Annotated in this window: 16 protein-coding genes and 1 pseudogene; 9 read left to right on the forward strand and 8 right to left on the reverse strand. The window is 73.8% G+C overall.

The genetic code is table 11. From position 1 onward, the window contains the following. Positions 1-201 precede the first annotated feature (201 nt). From ABZS66_RS02370 to ABZS66_RS02380, 3 genes are all read right to left on the reverse strand, one after another. A complete protein-coding gene (locus tag ABZS66_RS02370; RefSeq protein WP_354754355.1) occupies positions 202-1,356 on the reverse strand; it encodes an ArsA-related P-loop ATPase in 1,155 nt (384 codons plus the stop codon). A gap of 29 nt (positions 1,357-1,385) precedes the next feature. Continuing rightward, positions 1,386-2,363 (reverse strand): ArsA-related P-loop ATPase, encoded by a 978-nt coding sequence (locus ABZS66_RS02375; protein WP_354754357.1) that lies wholly within the window; start codon positions 2,361-2,363, stop codon positions 1,386-1,388. 70 nt (positions 2,364-2,433) lie between these two features. Further along, complete coding sequence (locus ABZS66_RS02380; protein WP_354754358.1) at positions 2,434-3,273, reverse strand: hypothetical protein; 840 nt, start codon at positions 3,271-3,273, stop codon at positions 2,434-2,436. Between the two features lie 191 nt (positions 3,274-3,464). Here ABZS66_RS02380 and ABZS66_RS02385 point away from each other — a divergent pair, with 191 nt between their 5' ends. The 6 genes and pseudogenes from ABZS66_RS02385 to ABZS66_RS02410 all read left to right on the forward strand — a co-directional run bounded on the left by ABZS66_RS02385 (position 3,465) and on the right by ABZS66_RS02410 (position 10,807). Next, positions 3,465-3,623 carry a DUF4177 domain-containing protein gene (locus ABZS66_RS02385; RefSeq protein WP_238008739.1) on the forward strand — a complete coding sequence of 53 codons (159 nt, stop codon included), beginning with the start codon at positions 3,465-3,467 and terminating at the stop codon, positions 3,621-3,623. Positions 3,624-3,625: 2 nt separating this feature from the next. After that, complete coding sequence (locus ABZS66_RS02390) at positions 3,626-4,093, forward strand: RidA family protein (protein WP_354754360.1); 468 nt, start codon at positions 3,626-3,628, stop codon at positions 4,091-4,093. Positions 4,094-4,181: 88 nt separating this feature from the next. Next, positions 4,182-4,961 carry an MBL fold metallo-hydrolase gene (locus ABZS66_RS02395; protein WP_354754362.1) on the forward strand — a complete coding sequence of 260 codons (780 nt, stop codon included), beginning with the start codon at positions 4,182-4,184 and terminating at the stop codon, positions 4,959-4,961. 95 nt (positions 4,962-5,056) lie between these two features. Then, positions 5,057-8,548, forward strand: a pseudogene (locus tag ABZS66_RS02400) (adenylate/guanylate cyclase domain-containing protein); the annotation flags it as partial. 66 nt (positions 8,549-8,614) lie between these two features. Continuing rightward, positions 8,615-10,165 carry a serine/threonine-protein kinase gene (locus ABZS66_RS02405; RefSeq protein WP_354754363.1) on the forward strand — a complete coding sequence of 517 codons (1,551 nt, stop codon included), beginning with the start codon at positions 8,615-8,617 and terminating at the stop codon, positions 10,163-10,165. Between the two features lie 42 nt (positions 10,166-10,207). Beyond that, on the forward strand, positions 10,208-10,807 hold the full coding sequence (locus ABZS66_RS02410; protein WP_354754365.1) for a metal-dependent phosphohydrolase: 600 nt from the start codon (positions 10,208-10,210) through the stop codon (positions 10,805-10,807). On the opposite strand, the gene bfr is transcribed toward ABZS66_RS02410, so the two are convergent. From bfr to ABZS66_RS02425, 3 genes are read right to left on the reverse strand one after another with little or no spacing between them, the layout of a single operon-like run. Further along, positions 10,782-11,264, reverse strand: a complete 483-nt coding sequence (gene bfr, locus ABZS66_RS02415) for a bacterioferritin (protein ID WP_354754367.1) — start codon at positions 11,262-11,264, stop codon at positions 10,782-10,784. The genes ABZS66_RS02410 and bfr overlap by 26 nt on opposite strands. Before the next feature lie 21 nt (positions 11,265-11,285). Continuing rightward, positions 11,286-11,474: a (2Fe-2S)-binding protein gene (locus ABZS66_RS02420; protein WP_354754369.1), complete on the reverse strand. Its 189-nt coding sequence runs from the start codon at positions 11,472-11,474 to the stop codon at positions 11,286-11,288. A 53-nt stretch (positions 11,475-11,527) separates the two neighbouring features. Continuing rightward, positions 11,528-11,836 carry a DUF4031 domain-containing protein gene (locus ABZS66_RS02425; protein ID WP_354754370.1) on the reverse strand — a complete coding sequence of 103 codons (309 nt, stop codon included), beginning with the start codon at positions 11,834-11,836 and terminating at the stop codon, positions 11,528-11,530. Between the two features lie 20 nt (positions 11,837-11,856). On the opposite strand from ABZS66_RS02425, the gene ABZS66_RS02430 reads away from it, so the two are divergent. Beyond that, on the forward strand, positions 11,857-13,248 hold the full coding sequence (locus ABZS66_RS02430; protein WP_354754372.1) for an FAD-linked oxidase C-terminal domain-containing protein: 1,392 nt from the start codon (positions 11,857-11,859) through the stop codon (positions 13,246-13,248). Between the two features lie 7 nt (positions 13,249-13,255). On the opposite strand, the gene ABZS66_RS02435 is transcribed toward ABZS66_RS02430, so the two are convergent. Then, positions 13,256-15,106, reverse strand: coding sequence for a glycerol-3-phosphate dehydrogenase/oxidase (locus tag ABZS66_RS02435; RefSeq protein ID WP_354754374.1), 1,851 nt, complete (start codon positions 15,104-15,106; stop codon positions 13,256-13,258). Positions 15,107-15,172: 66 nt separating this feature from the next. Between ABZS66_RS02435 and ABZS66_RS02440 the strand changes: the two genes are divergently transcribed. After that, on the forward strand, positions 15,173-15,613 hold the full coding sequence (locus ABZS66_RS02440) for an SRPBCC family protein (protein WP_354754376.1): 441 nt from the start codon (positions 15,173-15,175) through the stop codon (positions 15,611-15,613). On the opposite strand, the gene ABZS66_RS02445 is transcribed toward ABZS66_RS02440, so the two are convergent. Next, positions 15,604-17,172 (reverse strand): NAD(P)/FAD-dependent oxidoreductase, encoded by a 1,569-nt coding sequence (locus ABZS66_RS02445; protein WP_354754377.1) that lies wholly within the window; start codon positions 17,170-17,172, stop codon positions 15,604-15,606. The two genes, ABZS66_RS02440 and ABZS66_RS02445, sit on opposite strands and share 10 nt — an antisense overlap. Positions 17,173-17,225: 53 nt before the next feature. Between ABZS66_RS02445 and ABZS66_RS02450 the strand changes: the two genes are divergently transcribed. Beyond that, the gene (locus tag ABZS66_RS02450; protein WP_354754379.1) at positions 17,226-19,544 is read left to right on the forward strand and encodes a S8 family serine peptidase; all 2,319 of its coding nucleotides are present in this window, start codon (positions 17,226-17,228) and stop codon (positions 19,542-19,544) included. Positions 19,545-19,712: the final 168 nt, after the last annotated feature.

Raw genomic sequence — 19,712 nt, forward strand, 5'->3', positions numbered from 1 at the left:
GCAGCCAAGGCAGCTGAGGCAGCCAAGGCAGCTGAGGCAGCCAAGGCAGCTGAGGCAGCCAAGGCAGCTGAGGCACCAGTACAGCCGCGGGAGCGAACGAAAGTGCGGCGCCAGCGCCGCATGGGGGGTGTGGGGTGGGAACCCCCCACGAAACCGACGGCGCCAGCCGGCGGAGCTAGAAACAGCTGAGCTAAAAACAGCTCAGCCCGCGGAGCTAGTAACAGCGAAGGTCACACCTATAGAGCGCAGCCCGTCGAGGTCATGCACGTCGGCGGGCTGCGCGGGGACACGCGCCACCGGAACACTCGGATGCTCCTGGAAGAACCGGCCGGAGACCTCGGCCTGGCGGTCATGCTGGTCCGCCAGCTCGGCATGGACGCGGAGCACGTCAGCCGTCGAAGCGTGCGTGCCCAACTCTTCGAGCCGGGCCATCGCCGCTCGCGCATCGCCGGCCGAGAGGCGCGGCGCCGCCACCGGTACCACCCGGTTGAGCACCAGGCCGGCCAGCGGCATGCGGTCGGCGGCGAGCCGGCCGGCGAAGTAGACCGCTTCACGCACCGCGTCCGGCTCGGGGGCCGCCACCACGAGGAACGCGGTCTCGGGGGCCTGGAGCACGCGGTACGTCTGCTCGGCCCGCTCGCGGAAACCGCCGAACATCGAGTCGAGCGCGCCCACGAACCCGGACAGATCGGTCAGCAGCTGCGCGCCGAGAATCTTGGTGACGGTGCGGCTGAACAGCCCGAACGAGGCGGAGACCAGGTTGAACACGCTGCGCCCGCCGGCTCGGGCCGGGGCGAGCAGCAGCCGCAGCATCTTGCCGTCGAGGAACCGCGACAGCCGGGCCGGCGCGTCGAGGAAGTCCAGCGCCGAGCGCGACGGCGGCGTGTCGACCACGATGAGGTCCCACTCGTCGCGGGCCCGCAGCTGGCCCAGCTTCTCCATCGCCATGTACTCCTGCGTGCCGGAGAACGTCGAGCTCATGGCCTGGTAGAAGGGGTTGGCGAAGATCTCCTCGGCCTTCTTCGGGTCGGTGTGCGCGAGCACGACCTCATCGAAGGTCCGCTTCATGTCGAGCATCATGGCCTGGAGCTCGGCCGAGTCCGGCTGCAGGCCCTTGACCTGCCGCGGGGTGTTGTCGAGCTCGGTGAGGCCGAGCGCCTGGGCGAGGCGGCGGGCCGGGTCGATGGTCAGCACCACCGTGCGCCGGCCGTGCTGCTCGGCCGCCCGCAGCGCGAGCGCGGCCGCGGTTGTCGTCTTTCCGACACCACCGGAGCCGCAACACACCACGATCCGGATCGCGGGGTCGGCGAGGATCGCGTCGACCTCCAGGCCCGGCGGCTCAGCGTTCACTCGCACCTAGCGAGCGTATCCGCTCGGCCCCCACCTCAGCTCGACGTGAGCAGCAGATCACCGAGTGACTCCAGCGCGGCGGCGGTGACGCCCTCCGGCACGATCGGCAGTTCGACCACGGGCCGGCCGAGACCCTGCAGGTCGGCGCGCAGCGAGGCCTCGGCGGCGACCCGGGTCTGGTAGGCCTTCGCCTCGCCGATCAGGCCCGCCAGAGTCTCCTTGTCCGGGGACAGCCCGGCGGCGGTGAGGCCCTTGCGCAGGTCGGCCTGGGTGAGCTTCACACCGGCCAGCATGGGTGGGCGGGTGGCGTTCACGATGACGGTACCGATGGGAATCCCGAGCCGGGTGAGCTCCTCGATCGCGTCGGCGGTCTCCTGGACCGGCATCTCCTCCAGGAGCGTGACCACGTGGACCGCGGTCATCGGCGAGCGCAGGATCGCCGCCACGCCCTCACTCTGCGTCTTGATCGGCCCCATCTTCGCCAGCCGGGCGGTCTCGGCCGTCACGTTGAGGAACCGGCCGATGCGGCCCGTCGGCGGCGCGTCGAGCACCACGGCGTCGTAGACCCGCCGACCGTCGACGGTGCGGGTCACCGCCTCCTTGATCTTGCCGGTGAGCAGCACGTCACGCAGGCCGGGCGCGATCGTGGTGGCGAAGTCGACGGCGCCGACCTTGCGCAGGGCCCGTCCGGCGACACCCAGCCGGTAGAACATCTCGAGATACTCGAGCAGCGCCTCCTCGACGTCGACCGCCAGCGCCCGCAGCTCCCCGCCGCCCGGGGCGGTCGCGATGCGCGTCTCCCGGTAGGGCAGCGGGTCGCGCTCGAACAGCTGGGCGATGCCCTGCCGGGCCTCGACCTCGATGAGCAGGGTGCGTCTGCCGTCGCGCGCGAGCGCCAGGGCCAGGGCGGCGGCGACCGTCGTCTTGCCGGTGCCACCCTTGCCGGTGACCACATGCAGACGGGCAGGCCAGCCGTAGCTGTCCCGCCCGTCCGAAGACTCGCGTGCCGTCACGCCTTCGACGCTACCTGGTCCCTGCCGGGGATCATGTCAGGCCAAGAGCCGAAGGCCGCGGCCCAAGAAGTCAGGCGGCAGTGATCTCGCACACGAACCAGCCGTTGTCGTTCGTGGCGACGAACTTGTACTTCGTCTCCGCGACCTTCTCGTCACTCGTGGCGACCTTCACCGGCACGGTGAGCGTGGCGGTGCTGCCCTCCTGCTTGTCGACGGTCGGCGTCGGCCAGGTGTACTCGGGGCTGCTGAGGCTGGCGTCGTACTTGCGGATGTCGTCGACCCGCTGGGCCAGCTTCTCCTTGTTGCGCGACGAAGCGCACACGAACTTGAGCGCCTCGTCCGTGTTCTTGTCCTTGTAGACGGCCTTGAGGAAGCCGTTGACGGCCTCGACCGCGCTGGTCTGCCCCTTGCCCGCGTTGCCCTTGACCACGAAGTACGCCGCGGCGCCACCGCCGCCGCAGAGCACGAGGACGGCGGCCAGGACGATCAGGGTGATCGTCAGGCCGCGGTTCTTCTTCGGCGGGGGCATCGGCTGGTACCCCGGGAAGCCCGACGTCGGCGCCGGCGGCCCGGAGAACGGGGGCGCCATGCCGCCCTGCATCGGCCCGGTGGGGAACTGGCCGGTCGGCGGCGGCGGGAACTGGCTGGTCGGCGGCCCGAAGTGGCCGGTCGGCGGCGGACCGCCGGGGAACTGGCCGGTCGGCGCCGCGTACTGCTGGGAGGGGTCCTGGTACGGCGGCTGCACCCCGTACTGCTGCGCGGGGTCCTGGTACGGCTGCTGCGGCGGCGGGTAATACGGCTGTCCGGACGTCGGCGGCGCCGACGTGGGCGGCACCGCGTAGGGGTCCTGCACCGGCGGGGGCGGCGGCCAGCCCTGCCCCGGCGGGGCCTGCGGAGGCTGCCCAGGCATGGCGTAAGGGTCGCCCGGCTGGCCTGGGTACTCCGGTTGACCCGGGTACTGCGGCGGTTGCGTCATCTCTCCCACCTCTGTGCGACACCTCTATGCCCCGCCAATGTGCGGCGGCGGCCATCACAGTAGCGGCACGGAGCACATCGCGGGGTACACCGATATCAGCCTGTGCCCACCGATACTGTCGCCACATGCAGAAATGGGAGTACCTGACCGCACCACTGCTGGTCCACAACACCAAGATGATCCTGGACAACTTCGGTGAGGAGGGCTGGGAGCTGGTCGCCATCGTCCCCGGCCCCAACCCGGAGAACCTCGTCGCCTACTTCAAGCGGCCGAAGGCGGCCTGACCATGGTCGACGCAGCCGACGTCTATGCCCGCCTCGCCGAGCTCGGGCTGCAGATCCCGCCCGTCGTGCCGCCGGTCGCCGCCTACGTGCCGGCCGTGCAGACGGGTAATCACGTGTACGTCTCCGGCCAGGTCCCGCTGGCCGACGGCAAGCTGCTCGCCGAGGGTCTGGTCGGCGCGGACGTCACCGCCGAGCGGGCCAAGGAGGCGGCCCGCCAGTGCGGCATCAACGCGCTCGCGGCCGTCGAGGGGCTCGTCGGGCTCGGCCGCGTGGTCCGAGTTGTGAAGATTGTCGGGTTTGTCGCCTCGGCGCCCGGCTTCACCGGCCAGCCCGGCGTGATCAACGGCGCCAGCGAGCTGTTCGGCGAGGTGTTCGGTGACGCCGGCAAGCACGCCCGCAGCGCCGTCGGGGTCGCCGCGCTCCCACTCAATGCGCCGGTCGAGGTCGAAGCCATTTTCGAGATCGCCTGAGCGCCGTCGTCCGACCGGCTGTGCGGAGCCCGTCCCATGGCCGGTCGGGTGACGTGTCGGGGGAACCGGCCCGCCGTACGATCGCATCGTGGTAAGCCACGTCACCGCCCCCACCGCCCAGGTGCTCGACACGTTGCCCGGCTGGGTGACGCTCGTCCGCGCGCCCAACCCGGGTCCGATGACGCTCGACGGCACCAACACCTGGCTCCTCCGCGCGCCAGGGAAGAGTTGCCTGGTGGTCGACCCGGGCCCGCTCGACGAGGGCCACCTGCGCGCCGTCGCCGAGCACGCGCCGGTCGCCGCCATCCTGCTCACCCACGGCCACATCGACCACACGGAGGGTGTCGCCCGTCTCGCCGAGCTGACCGGTGCGCCTATTTACCACCCACCCGTGCACGACGACTTCGAGATCGACGGCCTGACGGTCGCGTCCCTGGCGACGCCCGGGCACACCAAGGACTCGGTCTGCTTCGTGGCTCGCTGGGGCGGCGAGGAGATCGTCCTGACCGGCGACACGATCCTCGGCCGCGGCACGACCGTCGTGGCCTGGCCCGACGGCGACCTCGGCGACTACCTCGACAGCCTGGGCATCCTGTCCGGGCTGGACGGCCGCCCCGCCCTGCCCGGGCACGGGCCGGCCCTGACCGACACCGCGGTGGCCGCCCGCTACTACCACCAGCACCGCGAGGCCCGGCTCGAGCAGGTCCGGGCCGCCGTCGCCGCCGGGGCCACCGACGCGCCCGAGGTGGTCGCCACGGTGTACGCCGACGTCGACCGGGTGCTCTGGCCCGCCGCCGAGTCGTCCGTCCGTGCCCAATTGGACTTCCTGAGGCGGGAATCACAGTCGCCCCTGAATGAGTTGGGCTAGGACATGGGCGGTCCGGAGCGAAGCGGAGGGGCCGGCCACCGGAGGCTCAGGGCGCGGAAGTCGCGACGGCGCCGGAGCGAAGCGGAGGTGGCGGCGTGACGTGTTCGGTGTGCGGGACCGTGGCCGTTCCCGGCGCGCGGTTCTGCCACCATTGCGGCTCCGCGCTGCCGGCCGCGGCCACCCTGCCGGCGGCCGAGCGGCGGATCGTCACCGTGCTTTTCGGCGACCTCTCGGACTTCACCGCCTGGTCGGAGGACCTCGACCCGGAGCGGGTCGGTGCCGTCACCGACCGGGTGCTCGCCGCGCTCGCGGGCGCGGTCAAGACCTTCGGCGGGCACGTCGACAAGCTCACCGGCGACGGCATAATGGCCGTGTTCGGCGCGCCCGTCGCGCACGAGGACGACGCCGAGCGCGCGGTGCGGGCCGCCCTGTCGATGCAGCGGGCCGTGCGCCGGGTGCTCGACGACGAGCGCGGCGGTGGCGCCCCACTCGGGCTGCGCATCGGGCTCAACACCGGCACGGTCGTCGCCGGCGTGCAGGCCGGCATCGAGTACACGGTCATCGGCGACACGGTGAACACCGCCGCCCGGCTGGCCGACGCGGCCGCGATCGGCGCCGTCTACGCGGGCGACCGGACCGCCTCGTCCACCCGCCGGCTCGCCTCCTGGCGGGCGCTGCGGCCGCTACGGCTCAAGGGCAAGCGGGAGCCGGTCGAGGCGTTCGAGCTGCTCGGCCTGCTCGACGCCCCCGGCACCCGGTCCGGCCTGGGCGACGAGGCGCCGTTCGTCGGGCGCGACGCCGAGCTGGCCCGGGTCTCCGGCCGGCTGGCCGAGATCGCCGACCGGCAGGAGCCCCGCGTGGTGGTCTTCACCGGCGAGGCCGGGCTCGGCAAGAGTCGGCTGGCCGGCGAGGTCGAACGGTTCGCGGCCGGATACCTCGGCGCCGCCGGCTACACCCCGAGCGCCGGCTTCGCCCCCGGCGGTGGCGCCCGCGTGCTGTCGGTGCACTGCGCCGCGTTCGGCGAGCGGCGCCGGCTCGCCCCGCTGGCCGACCTGGTCCGCGCCGCGATCGGCCTGCCGCCCGACGCCGCGCTCACCCGCGAGGCGGTCGAGGAGCGCCTGCGCCGGCTGGCCCAGCGGCTCGCCCGGGCCGCCCGCGGCCGGCCCGAGCCGCCCCGGTTCGCCAGCGACCTGCTGCTCAGCCTGATCGGCTACACCGAGACGGTCGGCGACACCGGCTCGGTCGCGCCCGGCGGCAAGCCCGACGAGCTCGACCTGAAGGCCATCCCCAACGCGGTCGCCGAGCTGCTGTCCGGCCTCGCCGCCGAGACGCCGCTGGTGGTCATCGTCGACGACCTGCACGACGCGACCCCGGAGACCCTCGACGCGCTCGGCTCGACCATCGAGGAGCTCACCGGCCCGGTGCTCATCGTGCTGCTCGGCCGCCCCGAGCTGGTCCGCTCGGCCGGCGTGCTGACCCACATCGCCGACGCCGAGGTGGTGCCGCTCCCGCCGCTGCGCGGCGCGGACGCGGCCCGGCTGCTCACCGCCTACCTCGGCGGCGGGCGGCTCGCCGCGCCCGACGAGGACCGGCTGCTGGCCACCGCCCAGGGCAACCCGTTCTACCTGGCCGAGCTGGTCACCCTGCTCCAGGAGCGGGGCGCGCTGACCACGGTCGCCGGCACGGACCAGGCCGGCTGGCGGCTGACCCCCGGCTCGCTCGGCGGCCGGCTGCTCTCCCGGGACCTGGCCGCCGTCCTGGCGGCGCGCATCGACGCGCTGCCGGTCGACACCCGGGCGGTGCTGCGCGACGCGGCCGTCATCGGCGACACGGTGCCGGCCCGCGCGCTGGAGGCGCTGCGGTTCAACCCGCCCGGCCAGCCGGCCCGGCCCGCGGTCGTCGCCGCGGTCGAGCTGGAGCGGGCCGTCGAGGAGCTGCTCCAGCGCCGCATGCTGCGCCGCGGCCGGGGCGGGTTCGCGTTCGCCACCCCGCTGCTGCGCGAGGCCGCCTACGCCGGGATCGGCAAGGCCGACCTCGCCGAGCGGCACGCGGCGCTGTCCCGATGGGCGGCCGCCGCCGTCTCGGCGTACCTCGCCTCCGGCGGCACCGGCAACGTGCAGGGCCTCAACATGACCATCGGCGCCGCCGACGCGTTCATCGCCGAGCACGCGGAGAGCGCGAGCCGCCTCGCCGACGTGGTCGGGCTGCGGCCCGACTCGCTGGCCCGCTCGGCCGCCCCGCTCGGCGTGCAGGCGCTCGGCCGGGCCGCCCGGGCCGCGCTGGCCACCGGGGAGCCGGCCCAGGCCGCGCAGGCCGCCGACCGGGCCGCGGCGCTGGGCGGCGCGCTGCCGGCCGCCGACCGGCTCGTGCACGCGCGCGCGTTGCTCCAGCTCGGCCGTACCACTGAAGCCCTCGCCCACGCGGAGAAGGTGTCCGCCAACGCGGGCGACGACGCCGCGGTGCGGGTCGGCGCGCTGCTCGTCGCCGGCCGGGGCTACCGGGCGACCGGCGACCACCGGCGCAGCTACCAGACGCTGACCGAGGCCCTCGACGCGGCGACGGCCGCCGGGCTGACCTACGAGCGCGGCGACGCGATGCGCCGGCTCGGCATGGCCGACTTCCTGGAGGGCCGGCTCGCCGAGGCCGGCGGCCGGTTCGCCGAGTCGTTCCAGATCGCGGTCATGGCCGGCGACCGGCGGGCCCAGGCCTGGTCGCTGCAGCATCTCGCCTGGGTCACCACGACCCGCGGCGACTTCGCCGGTGCCGACGCCGCCCTCGGCCGCGCCGCGCGCCGCTTCGCCGAGCTCGGCGACCCGGTCGGGCGGGCCTGGCTGCGCGGCACCACGGCGTTCGTGCGGCTGCTCGCCGGCCGGCTGGGCGAGGCGCGCCGGCTGGCCAAGGCGTTCCTGCCGTTCGGCGAACGGGTCGGCGACGCGTGGGCGGTCGGCACGCTGCGCGCGGTCGAGGCGTTCGCGGCCGCGGAGAGCGGCGACCTGGCCGAGGCCGACCGCGAGGCCCGCCGGGCCTACCGCGAGTTCGCCGCCGCCGGCGACGACTGGGGCCGCGGCCTCGCGCTCGTCGTGCGCGGCGTGGTCGCGCGCGGGCTCGACGAGCCGGCGCACGCCTACGACCTGCTCTCCGACGCCACGGAGTACGGCGAGAAGACCGGCCACCCGCTGCTGCTCGGCATGTCCCGCACGCTGCGCGGGTTCGTCAGCCTGGACCGGGGCGACGCGGCGGCGGCCGAGGTCGACGCCCGCGCCGTGCTCAATGTCGTCGAGACCCACGACGTCCTCGACGCGGCCAAGGTCGGGCCCAAGGTGCTCTTCGGGCTGGCCCGGCTGGCCCAGGGCGACGTCGAGACGGCGCTGGAGACGCTCGGGTGCGTCGCCGCCGAGCGCCCGGCCCCGTCGGTGATCTTCTCCCGGCGACACGCCGTGGCCGCCTACGCGGGCGCGCTGCTGGCCGCCGGGCGCAACGCCGAGGCCCTCGACTGGGCCCGCCAGGCGCAGACTCTGGCTGGTGAGGACGTGCGCAGCCGGATCTATGCGGAGTCGGTACTGGCGGAGGCGCTCGAGGCGAACGGACAGTGTGCCCCGGCTGTGGCCGATGCGTGACGGCGAACGCCGGGCGCCTGTCGTACCGTTCTAGCCGTGACCGCATCGGCCCCCATCCCCACGGTCCCCGGCCTCACCGGGTTCTCCGTGCTGGCCAGGGGCGGCTACGCCACGGTCTACCGGGCCGTGCAGGAGTCCGTCGGCCGCGACGTCGCCGTCAAGGTGGAGAACCGCACGCTGGAGACCGAGCGCGACCGCCGCCGGTTCCTGCGCGAGGCCCGGGCCGCCGGCCGGATGTCGAGCCACCCGCACGTCGTCGACCTGTTCGACGCGGGCGTGACCACCGACGGCCACCCGTACCTGATCATGGAACTCTGCGACGGCTCGTACGCGGAGCGCATGCGCAGCGCCCCGCTGTCGGCGGCGGAGGTCCGGGAGGTCGGATTCAAGATCGCCGACGCGCTCGCCGACGCTCACTCGCTCGGCGTGCTGCACCGCGACGTGAAGCCGGCCAACATCCTGTTCAGCCGGTTCGGCGAGCCGGCGCTGGCCGACTTCGGCCTGGCGATCCTGGCCGAGTGGCGCGACGTGTCGATCACGCTCGACGTGCTCACCCCGGCCTACGCGCCGCCGGAGACGTTCCGCCACGCCCCGCCGGCGCCCGCCGCCGACGTCTACGCGCTGTGCGCGACGCTCTACGCGCTGATGCGGGGCAAGCCGCCGCGCTGGCGCGAGGACCAGATGCCGAGCCTCATGTCGCTGGTCGACATGTTCCACGAGCACATCCCGGACCTGCCCGGCTGCCCGCCCGAGCTGATGGAGATCCTGCGGACCGGCATGTCCAACGACGAGTCGGCCCGGCCGAGCGCGATCGAGCTGCGCGACCGGCTCATCGCCGTGCGGCTCGAGCCGGTGCCGCAGGTCATCGTCCCGCCGCTGGGCTCGCCCCCGGTCGAGCCGGTCTACGTGCCGCCCGCGGCCGACCCCGCGCACACCCCTCCGACCCCGAACCGGCTGCTGGCGTCCCCGTTCCTCTCCGGCGGCCCGGGGGACGCGGACCCGGAGCAGACCGTCCCGCACGGCCCGGCCGCGCCGCCGGTCGACCCGTTCGTGCCGCCCGTGAAGCCGCCGTCCCCGCCGATCAGCCGCCGCGGGGTGGCCCTGCTCGTCACCGGCGCCGTGCTGGTCGTCGCGGCGCTGGTCAGCGTCGGCATCGCCTACGGCCTGCGCGGCACGCCCACGGTCGGCCCGACCTCGGGCCCGTCGGCGACCGCGACGGCCGCCCTGCCCATCACCGACTGCGGCATGGGCCCCGTGCCGGCGGAGGCCCGGTGCACCAGCGTCGTGGAGTGCTACGACGCCGAGCGCCGAGCGGTGTCCTGCACCGGCAAGCACACCTGGGAGCTCTTCGCGTTCGGCGAGCTGAGCAAGGGCAGCCGGGTCAGCGACGCGAAGCAGTCACCGGTGCGCGAGGTGTGTAACCAGAGCGTGCTCATCGCCGTCGACATCTCCGCCGCGACCTGGCGGACCGACGTGATCCTGCCGACCCTGGAGGCGCAGCAGGCCGGGCCGACGACCTTCCGCTGCCTGGCGGGCAAGGGGCCCGGCGCCCTGACCGGCCAGCAGCTGCGCAAGTCGAAGAAGTAGACCTCAGGCGTCCTGACCGGTGACCGCCCTAAGCTCGTCGGTGTGATCGAGCAGTGGCTCTTCCCGGGCGACGCGGTCGTCGGACCCGACCTGATCGAGCGGTACTCGGAGCCGCACCGGCGGTACCACACCCTCGAACATCTCTCAGCGATGCTCCGCGTCATCGACGCGCATGCCCCGCTGGCCGACGACGCGGACGCGGTGCGGCTGGCGGCGTGGTTCCACGACGCGGTCTACGTGCCGTTCGCGCAGGACAACGAGGAGCAGAGCGCGCAGCTGGCGCTTTCGCAGCTCGCGCTGCTCGGGTGGCCCCCGGAGCGGGCCGGGGAGGTCGCGCGGCTGGTGCGGCTGACGGCGGGGCACCGGGTGGCGCCGGGCGACCGCAACGGCGCACTGCTCGCGGACGCCGACCTGGCGATCCTGGCGGCGGACCGGCCCGACTACGAGCGGTATGCGGCGGCGGTACGGCAGGAGTACGCGGCCGTGCCGGACGAGGTGTTCCGGCCGGGCCGGGCGGCGATCCTCCAGCAACTGCTGGAGCTGCCCGAGCTCTATCGCGCCGTCCCCTCGCGGGCGGCCTGGACCGCCCGCGCGCACGAGAACCTGCGGATGGAGATCAGGATGCTTCTGGATGCTCGGTGACGTTCTGGAGATACAGCGCCTCCCCGAGCTTCTCGATCAGCCCGAGCTGGGTCTCCAGGTAGTCGACGTGCTGCTCCTCGTCGGCCAGGATGTCCTCGAAGATGTTCGCCGAGGTGACGTCGCCGATCGAGCGCATGTACTCGATCCCGCGGCGCAGCCGGTCGATGGCCTCCATCTCGACCTTCATGTCGCACTTGAACTGCTCCGGGACCGTCTCGCCGATGCGCAGCGCGAACAGGCGCTGGTAGTTCGGCAGGGCCTCCAGGAACAGGATCCGATCGGTGAGCACTTCCGCGTGCTTCATCTCGTCGATCGACTCGTGCCTGGTGTGTTTGGCGAGCTTCGTGTAGCCCCAGTTCTCCTGCATCTTGGCGTGCAGGAAGTACTGGTTGATGGCGGTGAGTTCGGCGGTGAGCTGTTCGTTCAGAAATTCGATGACCCGTGCATCCCCCTGCATGTGGGCAGGGTAACTCCATTTCTAGGCCAAAGCGGGCAACACCGCATTTGTCGCTTCCGCATCGATCAGATCGGCGATGCGATCAAGGCACGTGCCACAGCCGGTGCCGGCACCACACTCGTCACCGACGGCGTCCTCGCTGTACGCACCAGCGCGGATGGCCTGCCGGACCTCGCACTCCCTGACCCGGTGGCAGATGCAGACATACACGGCCGTTCTCCCTGCTTAGGCTTGCCTAAGCAAGGGTGGCCTAACGTTCTCATTTACACAACCCCTGAGCTGCTATTTTGCGGTCGTCGATCCGTCGTCGACCTGGACAAATGACGCGGCCGACGCAGCCCGGCAGCATTCAGGCGCTCGACGATCTCCTTGGACGACGCCAGTCGGGCACCCAGCCAGATCGCCAACTGCACCCTCTCTTCGGGCACGTCGTAGTGGTCGCGCTCGAACCCTCGCCGCGGTGCGCCGATCAGCTCGGCGAAGGCGTGCAGCTCCGCCGGCGACACGTCGCTGACGAGATGGGACCAGAGTCGACCATGAGCAGGCCACCGCGGTGTGTCGATGTAGAGCACACGCACTAGCGTGCCAGGGTATGGATCTCGTTGCGGAACTCCGCGCCGCGCTCCCTCACGAGGGCGGGGTGCTGACCGATCCCGATCTGCTCACGTCGTACCAGCACGACGAGGCCGACCTGGTGCCGTTCGGCACGCCGTCCGTCGTCGTGCGGCCGCGCACCACAGGCCAGGTCTCGGCGGTCCTGCGGGCGGCGAGCCGGCACCGGATACCCGTGATACCCCAGGGCGCCCGCTCCGGCCTGGCCGGCGGCGCCAACGCGATCGAGGGCGCGATCGTGCTGTCGCTCACCGCGATGAACGAGATCGTGGACATCGACACGGAGAACGGGATCGCGGTCGTCCAGCCGGGCGTCGTCAACGCGCAGCTGCGCCGGGCCGTGGCCGAGAAGGGCCTGTACTACCCGCCGGATCCGGGGTCCTGGGAGCAGTCGACCATCGGCGGCAACGTGTCGACCGATGCCGGCGGCATGTGCTGCGTGAAGTACGGCGTGACCAGCGACCACGTCATCGGCCTGGAGGTCGTGCTGGCCAGCGGCGAGGTGCTGCACTGCGGCCGGCGCACCGCGAAGGGCGTCGCCGGCTACGACCTGACCAGCCTCTTCGTGGGCTCCGAGGGCACGCTCGGCGTCATCACCGAGATCACCGTCCGGCTCCGCCCGGCGCCGGAGCCGTCGCTGACCCTGGTCGCCGTCTTCGAGACCTTCGCGGCCGCCGGCGCCGCGGTGTCGTCGATCGTCCGCTCCGGCCTGCAGCCGAGCATGCTGGAGGTCATCGACCGGGTGGCGCTGAGCGCGATCGAGGCGTACCGCCCGATGGACCTCCCGACCACGGCCGCTGCCCTGCTCATCGCGGCGGTGGACTCGGGCAGCCGCGCGCCGGACGACCTGGCCCTGCTGGCCGGGATGTGCCACGAGGCGCAGGCCGCGGACGTCTACGTGGCATCGGACGCCGAGGAGGCCGACGCGCTGCTGGCGGCGCGCCGCCTGGCCCATCCGGCGCTGGAGCAGTTCGCCGCGAACCTGTTCCCGGCGGGCGGCGGCATCATGGTGGACGACGTGGCGGTGCCCCGGACCCGGCTGGTGGAGCTGATCGAGGGCATCGAACGCATCTCGACCGAGCACGGCGTGGTGGTCGCCACGGTCGGCCACGCGGGCGACGGCAATCTGCACCCGATCATCGTGATCGACCGCTCGGACCCGGTGAGCATCGCGCAGGGCCAGAAGGTGTTCGACGCGATCATGTCCCTGGGCCTGTCGCTGGGCGGCACGTCGACGGGCGAGCACGGCGTGGGCCTGCTGAAGCGCGACTGGCTGGCCCGCGAGATCGGCCCGACGGGCCTGAAGGCCCACCGCTCGATCAAGGCCGCGCTCGACCCCGACAACATCCTGAACCCGGGAAAGATCTTCTAGGCGTGACCTAGGCCTCGACGGCGGCGCGGTCGGCCATGAAGCCTCGGACGTCCGGGGCGCCCAGGCGGGCCGCGTCCGCCGTCAGGTCGTCCGGCATGCGCTGGGACTCCTGCTCGGCGGCCACCCGCGCCAGGTAGTGGTCGACCTCGCGGGCCCGCGTCGCACGGTCCCAGCCCAGCACGTCGCCCATCACCCTGGCCGCGTCGGCGGCCGACGCCACGCCGCGATGGTCGGTCTCGAAGGAGATGCGCGTGCGGCGGGTCAGGACGTCCTCCAGGTGCAGGGCGCCCTCCGCCAGCGCGGCGTAGGCCACCTCGGCCGCCAGGTACTCCGGCGCGCCCGGCACCGAGCTGCGCAGCGCCGGGTCCAGGGCCAGCACCTCGAAGGCCAGCGAACCGTAGCGCTCCAGCAGGTGCTCGAGGACGCCCACCGGGACACCCTGGCGGCGGGCCAGGTCGGCGCGGTTCGTCCACAGCTGGTGGTAGCCGTCGGCGCCCAGCAGCGGCAGGTCGGCCGTGCGGGAGGCCGGGACCAGGCCGCCCTGGCGGCGCAGGCCGCCCAGGCGGTGGGCGACGCGGTCGACGACGTCGGCGGCCATGACGCGGTACGTCGTGTACTTGCCGCCGGCGATCAACATCAGGCCCAGCATCGGCTCGACGACCGCGTGCGTGCGGGAGAGGGCCGAGGTCTGCTCGTCGCGGCTGTGCGGCTGGCGGTGCCTGGCCTCGCGGGAGAGCAGCGGGCGCAGGCCGGCGTACACACCCTCGATGTCCTCGGTGGTGAGCGGGCGGTCGAGGACGGCGTTGACCTGGCCCAGCAGGTAGGAGATGTCGGTGGCGGACGCCGCCGGGTGGCCGCGGTCGAGGGTCCAGTCGGTGTCGGTGGTGCCGATGATCCAGTGGCCACCCCACGGGATGACGAAGAGGACCGACGTCGGGGTGCGCAGGATCAGGCCGGCCTCGCCGGTGATGGCGCTCCGCGGTACCACCAGATGCACACCCTTGGAAGCGCGCACCTGCATGCCGGAGGACTCGCGCGGGCCCTCGCCCGACAGCAGGCCGGCGATGTCCTCCATCCAGACGCCGGTGGCGGCGACCACGGTGCGGGCGTGGACCTCGAACTCCTCGCGGGTCTCCAGGTCGCGCACCCGGACGCCGGTGACCTCGCGGGCGTCCCGCAGCAGACCCACCGCGCGGGCGCTGGGCACCACCGCGGCGCCCAGGCTGGCGGCCGTGCGGGCGAGCGTCGCGACCAGGCGGGCGTCGTCGACCTGGCCGTCGAAGTACTGGATGGCGCCGCTGATCGCGTCCTCCCGCAGCGACGGGAAGCGCCGGTGGGTCTCGGTGCGCGACAGGTGGCGGTGCAGCGGCATGCCCCGCGGCGCCGAGCCGCCCAGCTGGGCGGCGGTCGCGAACGCGTCGTAGAGGCCGACGCCCGCGCCGTAATACGCCCGCTGCCAGACCCGCTGCGCGAGGCCCGGGAGGCCGCGGTGGGCCGGGAGCGGCACCAGGATGGGCACCGGGCGGACCAGGTGCGGCGCCAGCCGGGTGGCCAGCAGGCCGCGCTCGTGCAGGGCCTCGGCGACCAGGCCGAACTCGAGCTGTTCGAGGTACCGCAGACCCCCGTGGATCAGCTTGGAGGATCGGCTCGACGTCCCGGAGGCCAGGTCACGGGCCTCGACGAGGGCTACCGAGAGCCCGCGCGAGGCGGCGTCGAGCGCGGCGCCCGCGCCGGTGACGCCGCCGCCGATGATGAGGACGTCGAAGCGCTCCCGGCGCAGGCGGGCAACGTCCGCGGCGCGGCGGGCGGGTGAGAGTCGGCTCGCCTCGAAACGGGACGTGGAGGGTTCACGGCGCACACCAACACCGTAGCCGCGCCTGTCTCGGGTTTGTGTGCGATGCGACACGCGGGGAATCAGGATGAGGTGTCCATCACCGAACGCATCGTCCGCGCGCCTGCCGACCGGGTCTTCGGCGTCCTGTCCGACGGCTGGACGTACAGCGACTGGGTCGTCGGCACCGCGCACATCCACGACGTCGACGAGGGCTGGCCGCGGGCCGGCACGCGGCTGCACCACAAGGCGGGGCCCTGGCCGGCGACGGTCAAGGACCGCAGCGAGTCGCTGGAGTGTGATCCCGGACGCATGCTGCGGCTGAAGGTGCACCTGTGGCCGCTGGGGGCCGGGGAGGTGCGGTTCACGCTCGACGAGCTCGACGCCGGCGCCACCCGGGTCACCATGCAGGAGCAGTTCACCGACGGACCGCTGATCGGCGTGCGGAACAAGGTCGGTGACGTCTTCCTGCACTACCGCAATGCCGAGGTCCTGCGGCGGCTGGCCGACCTGGCGGAGCGCCGTCAGCGGTAGATCGCGCGCAGGGTGGCGCCGATCCCGAGCCGGTACGCGTCGCCGAGCAGTGGGCGGTGGCGGGCCAGCGCCGCCCGGGCCGCGTTGGCGCCGGGCGCCCCGTGCACGCCGCCGCCCGGGTGCGCGCTGGAGCTCGCCAGGAACAGGCGGTCGATCGGCGTGTCGGCCCGGCCGAGCCCCGGCAGCGGGCGCCACACGAGCTGCTGGAACGCGGCCGCGGTGCCGCCGTTGATCGCCCCGTCGACGAGCGACGGGTTCTTCGCCTCCAGCTCGGCGGGGCCGGCCACGTGGCGGCCGAGCACCAGGTCGTCGAAGCCCGGGGCATGCGCGCGCATCGCCCGCTCGACCCTGGCCACCTGGGCGTCCACCTCGTCCGGCTTGGTGCCGCGGGGGAGGTGGGTGTACGCCCAGAGCGTCTCCGTCCCGGCCGGTGAACGGGTCGGGTCCGTGGTCGTCATCTGCCCCAGGAGCAGGAACGGGTCCTCGGGCGGGCGGCCCAGCGCGAGGTCCGCGGCGTAGCGGTGCGGGTCGGCGCCGAGGTGGACCGTGCCGGCGCCGCTCACCTCGGGCGCGAGCCACGGCACCGGGCCGGACAGCGCCCAGTCGACCTTCAGCGTCGGGTTGTCCCAGCGGAACCCGGCGAGATCCTCCAGCAGCCGCGGCGGCAGTTCGCCGGCGTCGACGAGGCTGCGGTACAGCGTGGGCGCCGGAACGTCGGCCAGCACGGCCCGGCGGGCGCGGAACAGGCGGCCGTCCGAGCAGCGGACGCCCAGCGCGCGGCCGGCGCCGACGATCACCCGGTCGACCTGCGCCCGGCGGTGGATCACCCCGTCGAACCGGCGGACGAGCGCGTCGGTGAGCTCCTGCGCGCCGCCGACCGGGACCGGGAAGCCGTACTGCTGGCCCAGCATGGCGAGCAGCCAGCCGTACGCGCCGCTGGCCGCGTCGTCGGGGGCCAGGTCGGTGTGCAGGGCGAGGCCTTCGAGCAGCATCCGGGCGCCGTCACCGCGGAACAGCTCCTCGCCGAGCACCCGGGCCGGGGCCAGGAACCGCCGGCCGAGGCGCAGTGCCTGGCCGAGGCCGGCGCGGGCCGCGAGGCGGGCGCCGGAGCGCACGGGTGGAAACGGGGTGAGCAGGGCGGGGATCAGGTCGTCGGAGAGGTGGCGCCATTCGCGGTACAGCCGCCGGAACCGCTCGCCGTCCCCGGCCGCGAAGCCGTCCAGCGAGTCCGCCGTCAGGTCCAGCTCGCGGCTCAGCACCGCCGCGCGGCCGTCCGGGAAGAGGTGCGCGACGACCTCCGGGGCGTGGGTCCAGCGCAGGCCGTGCGACTCGAGATCGAGGGCGGTGAACACCGGGGACGCGGCGCCCAGCGGGTAGAACGAGCTGCACAGGTCGCTGCGGAAGCCCGGCCGCACGAGCTCGGCCGAGCGGACCGCCCCGCCGACGTGCTCGGTCGCCTCCAGCACCGCCACGTCCCAGCCGGCGTCGGCCAGCATGTTGGCCGCGACGAGGCCGTTGTGACCGGCGCCGACAACGACCGCGTCCACCGTCTCCGTCATAACCCCCAGTCTCCTCCCCCGGGATTGTCGTACGCACGCCGTAGAGTCCGAGCATGGTTCAGGTCCCGGTGCCCTTCGCCGCACCGCCGCCCCGGCCGCCCAGCCGCGGCTGGGCGATCGCCCTCACCATCCTGGTGGGGCTTTGGACGGTCGCCCTGGTCGTCGTGGTCAACGCCGTGCTGTGGCTGGTGGGCGACACGCTGACGATCAGCGGGATGACCATGTCGCGGGCGTTCTGGCTGCTCGGTGCCGTGCTGGTCACCCTGCTGTCGGGAGTGCCGGCGCTGCTGCTCGGGCTGCTGTCTCGGGTGCACTTCGCGCGCACGGCCGGTCGGCAGTGGGCGTTCGCCGCGCTGTTCGGCGGCGTGCTGAGCGCGGCCCGGCTGATCCCGGAGACCTATCACGAGCTCTATCTGGCCGTCATCGCCGTCGCGGCGGCGATCGGCGCGGCCATCCACACCGGCGTCACCGGCCGCCGCGAGCGGGCCGAGGGCTGGCTGTTCTGGCTCAGCCTCGCGGTCGGGCTGGTGCTGCTCGTCCCGTGGTTGTGGGTCGGCGCGCTCGGCGGCCTCCTGGAGACCGTCCTCGCCGCGCTCGCCGCGCTCGCGGTGAGCTGGCTCGCGACGCGCCCGGTGACCGCGCTCGCCTCGGTCGGCATGGGCATCCGCAACAACTGGGGCGGCGCGGTCGTCGGCGGGCTGGTGATCGGGGTCGGGCTGGCCTCGATCGCGGGCGGGGTCGGCGAGCCGGCCGTGCAGCTGTTCGCGCTGCTCTGCGTGCCACCGGCGGCGTTCGCGATCGCGGCGCTGCACCGGCGGGGCCGCCCGTCCGTGGTGGCCCTGCTGACACCCGTGCTGTTCGGGCCGCTGGGGTTCGTCGACCCGGAGGAGACGTCGCTCATCCTGGGCCTGCGCGACGGGCTGTTCTGGGGCGCGGTCGGCGCCGCGGCGGCGCTCGTCCTCGCCCTGCTCGTCGCCGCGCTCCTGCTGGTCGTGTTCCGCCGCGCCGTCTGGCACGCCTGGCTCGCCGGGGTGACGGCCGCCGTCGTCGCGCTCGCGGCCGCCGTGGTCTACACCGCGCTCGGCCAGCCCGGGTTCGCCGGCGAGCGGCTGTTCGTGGTCATGAAGGAGCAGGCCGACCTGAGCGGATTGAGCGGCGTCAGTGACCAGACGGCGCGGGTCCGGCAGACGTACGAGCGGCTGGTCGCTACCGCCGAGCGCTCCCAGGCCTCCCTGCGCAAGTCGCTGCGCGACAGGGGCGTCGACTACACGCCCTTCTACCTCGTCAACGGGGTCGAGGTCGACGCCGGCCCGGTGGCCCGGCAGTGGCTGGAGAGCCGCTCCGACGTGGCCAAGGTGCTGCTCAACCCGCGGCTGCGGCCGCTGCCCGCCACGGCCGGGCCGATGCACGGCACGGTCGGCGCGCCCACCTCCCCGGCGTGGAATCTGACGCTCATCGGGGCGGACGCGGTCTGGCAGCGGTATGGCGACGGCAAGGGCATCGTCGTCGGCAGCTCCGACTCCGGCGTCGACGGCAGCCACCCGGCGCTGCGCGGCAACTTCCGCGGCGGCGACGACTCGTGGCTCGACCCGTTCGGCGTCGACAAGTCCCCCACCGATAACAACGGCCACGGCACCCACACGCTCGCCACCGCCGTGGGCAAGGACGTCGGCGTGGCGCCCGGTGCACAGTGGATCGCCTGCGAGAACCTGCCGCGCAACCTGGGCAGCATGGCCAACTACCTGAGCTGCCTGCAGTTCATGCTCGCGCCCTACCCGGCCGGGGCCGACCCGTGGCACGCCGGCCGCCCGGAGCGGGCGCCGCAGGTGCTGACCAACTCGTGGGGCTGCCCGGAGGTGGAGGGCTGCGACCTGACCTCGCTGCGCCCGGCGATCGACGCGTTCGCCGCGGCCGGCATCTTCTTCGTGGCCGCCGCCGGCAACACGGGCCCCGACTGCGAGACCATCACGGACCCGCCGTCGAACTACGCCGCCACGTTCACGATCGGCGCCGTCGACCGCACGTCGGCCGTGGCCGACTTCTCCAGCCGCGGCCCGACCCCGGACGGCCTGGTGAAGCCCAACGTGATGGCCCCGGGCGTCGACGTCCTGTCCGCGCTGCCGGGCGGCCGCTACGGCTACCTGAGCGGCACGTCGATGGCCACGCCGCACGTGGCCGGTGTGGTCGCCTTGATGTGGTCGGCCAACCCGTCCCTGATCGGCAAGGTCGAGGAGACCCGCACGATCCTGGAGCGCACCGCCCGCCACCTGACGCCGTCCGGCACGGCCTGCGGCGACCCGGCGGACGTGGTGGGCGCGGGCCTGGTGGACGCCCTGGCCGCGGTCGCCGCCACTCCCCGCTCCCCATCCTGACCCGACCGACCGCGGCCACTTTGTTGGGCGAGCCGCCGCAGCCGCTCGCCCATCCCGACCGGGCGGCTGCGGCCCTGCCACTCCGCGGCCCGCCCTCATTCCCCGCCGCCCCTCGGCCCGCCCTCATTCCCCGCCGCCCCTCGGCCCGCCCTCATTCCCCGCCGCTCC

Source organism: Dactylosporangium sp. NPDC005572 (assembly GCF_040605515.1).
GTDB lineage: Bacteria > Actinomycetota > Actinomycetes > Mycobacteriales > Micromonosporaceae > Dactylosporangium.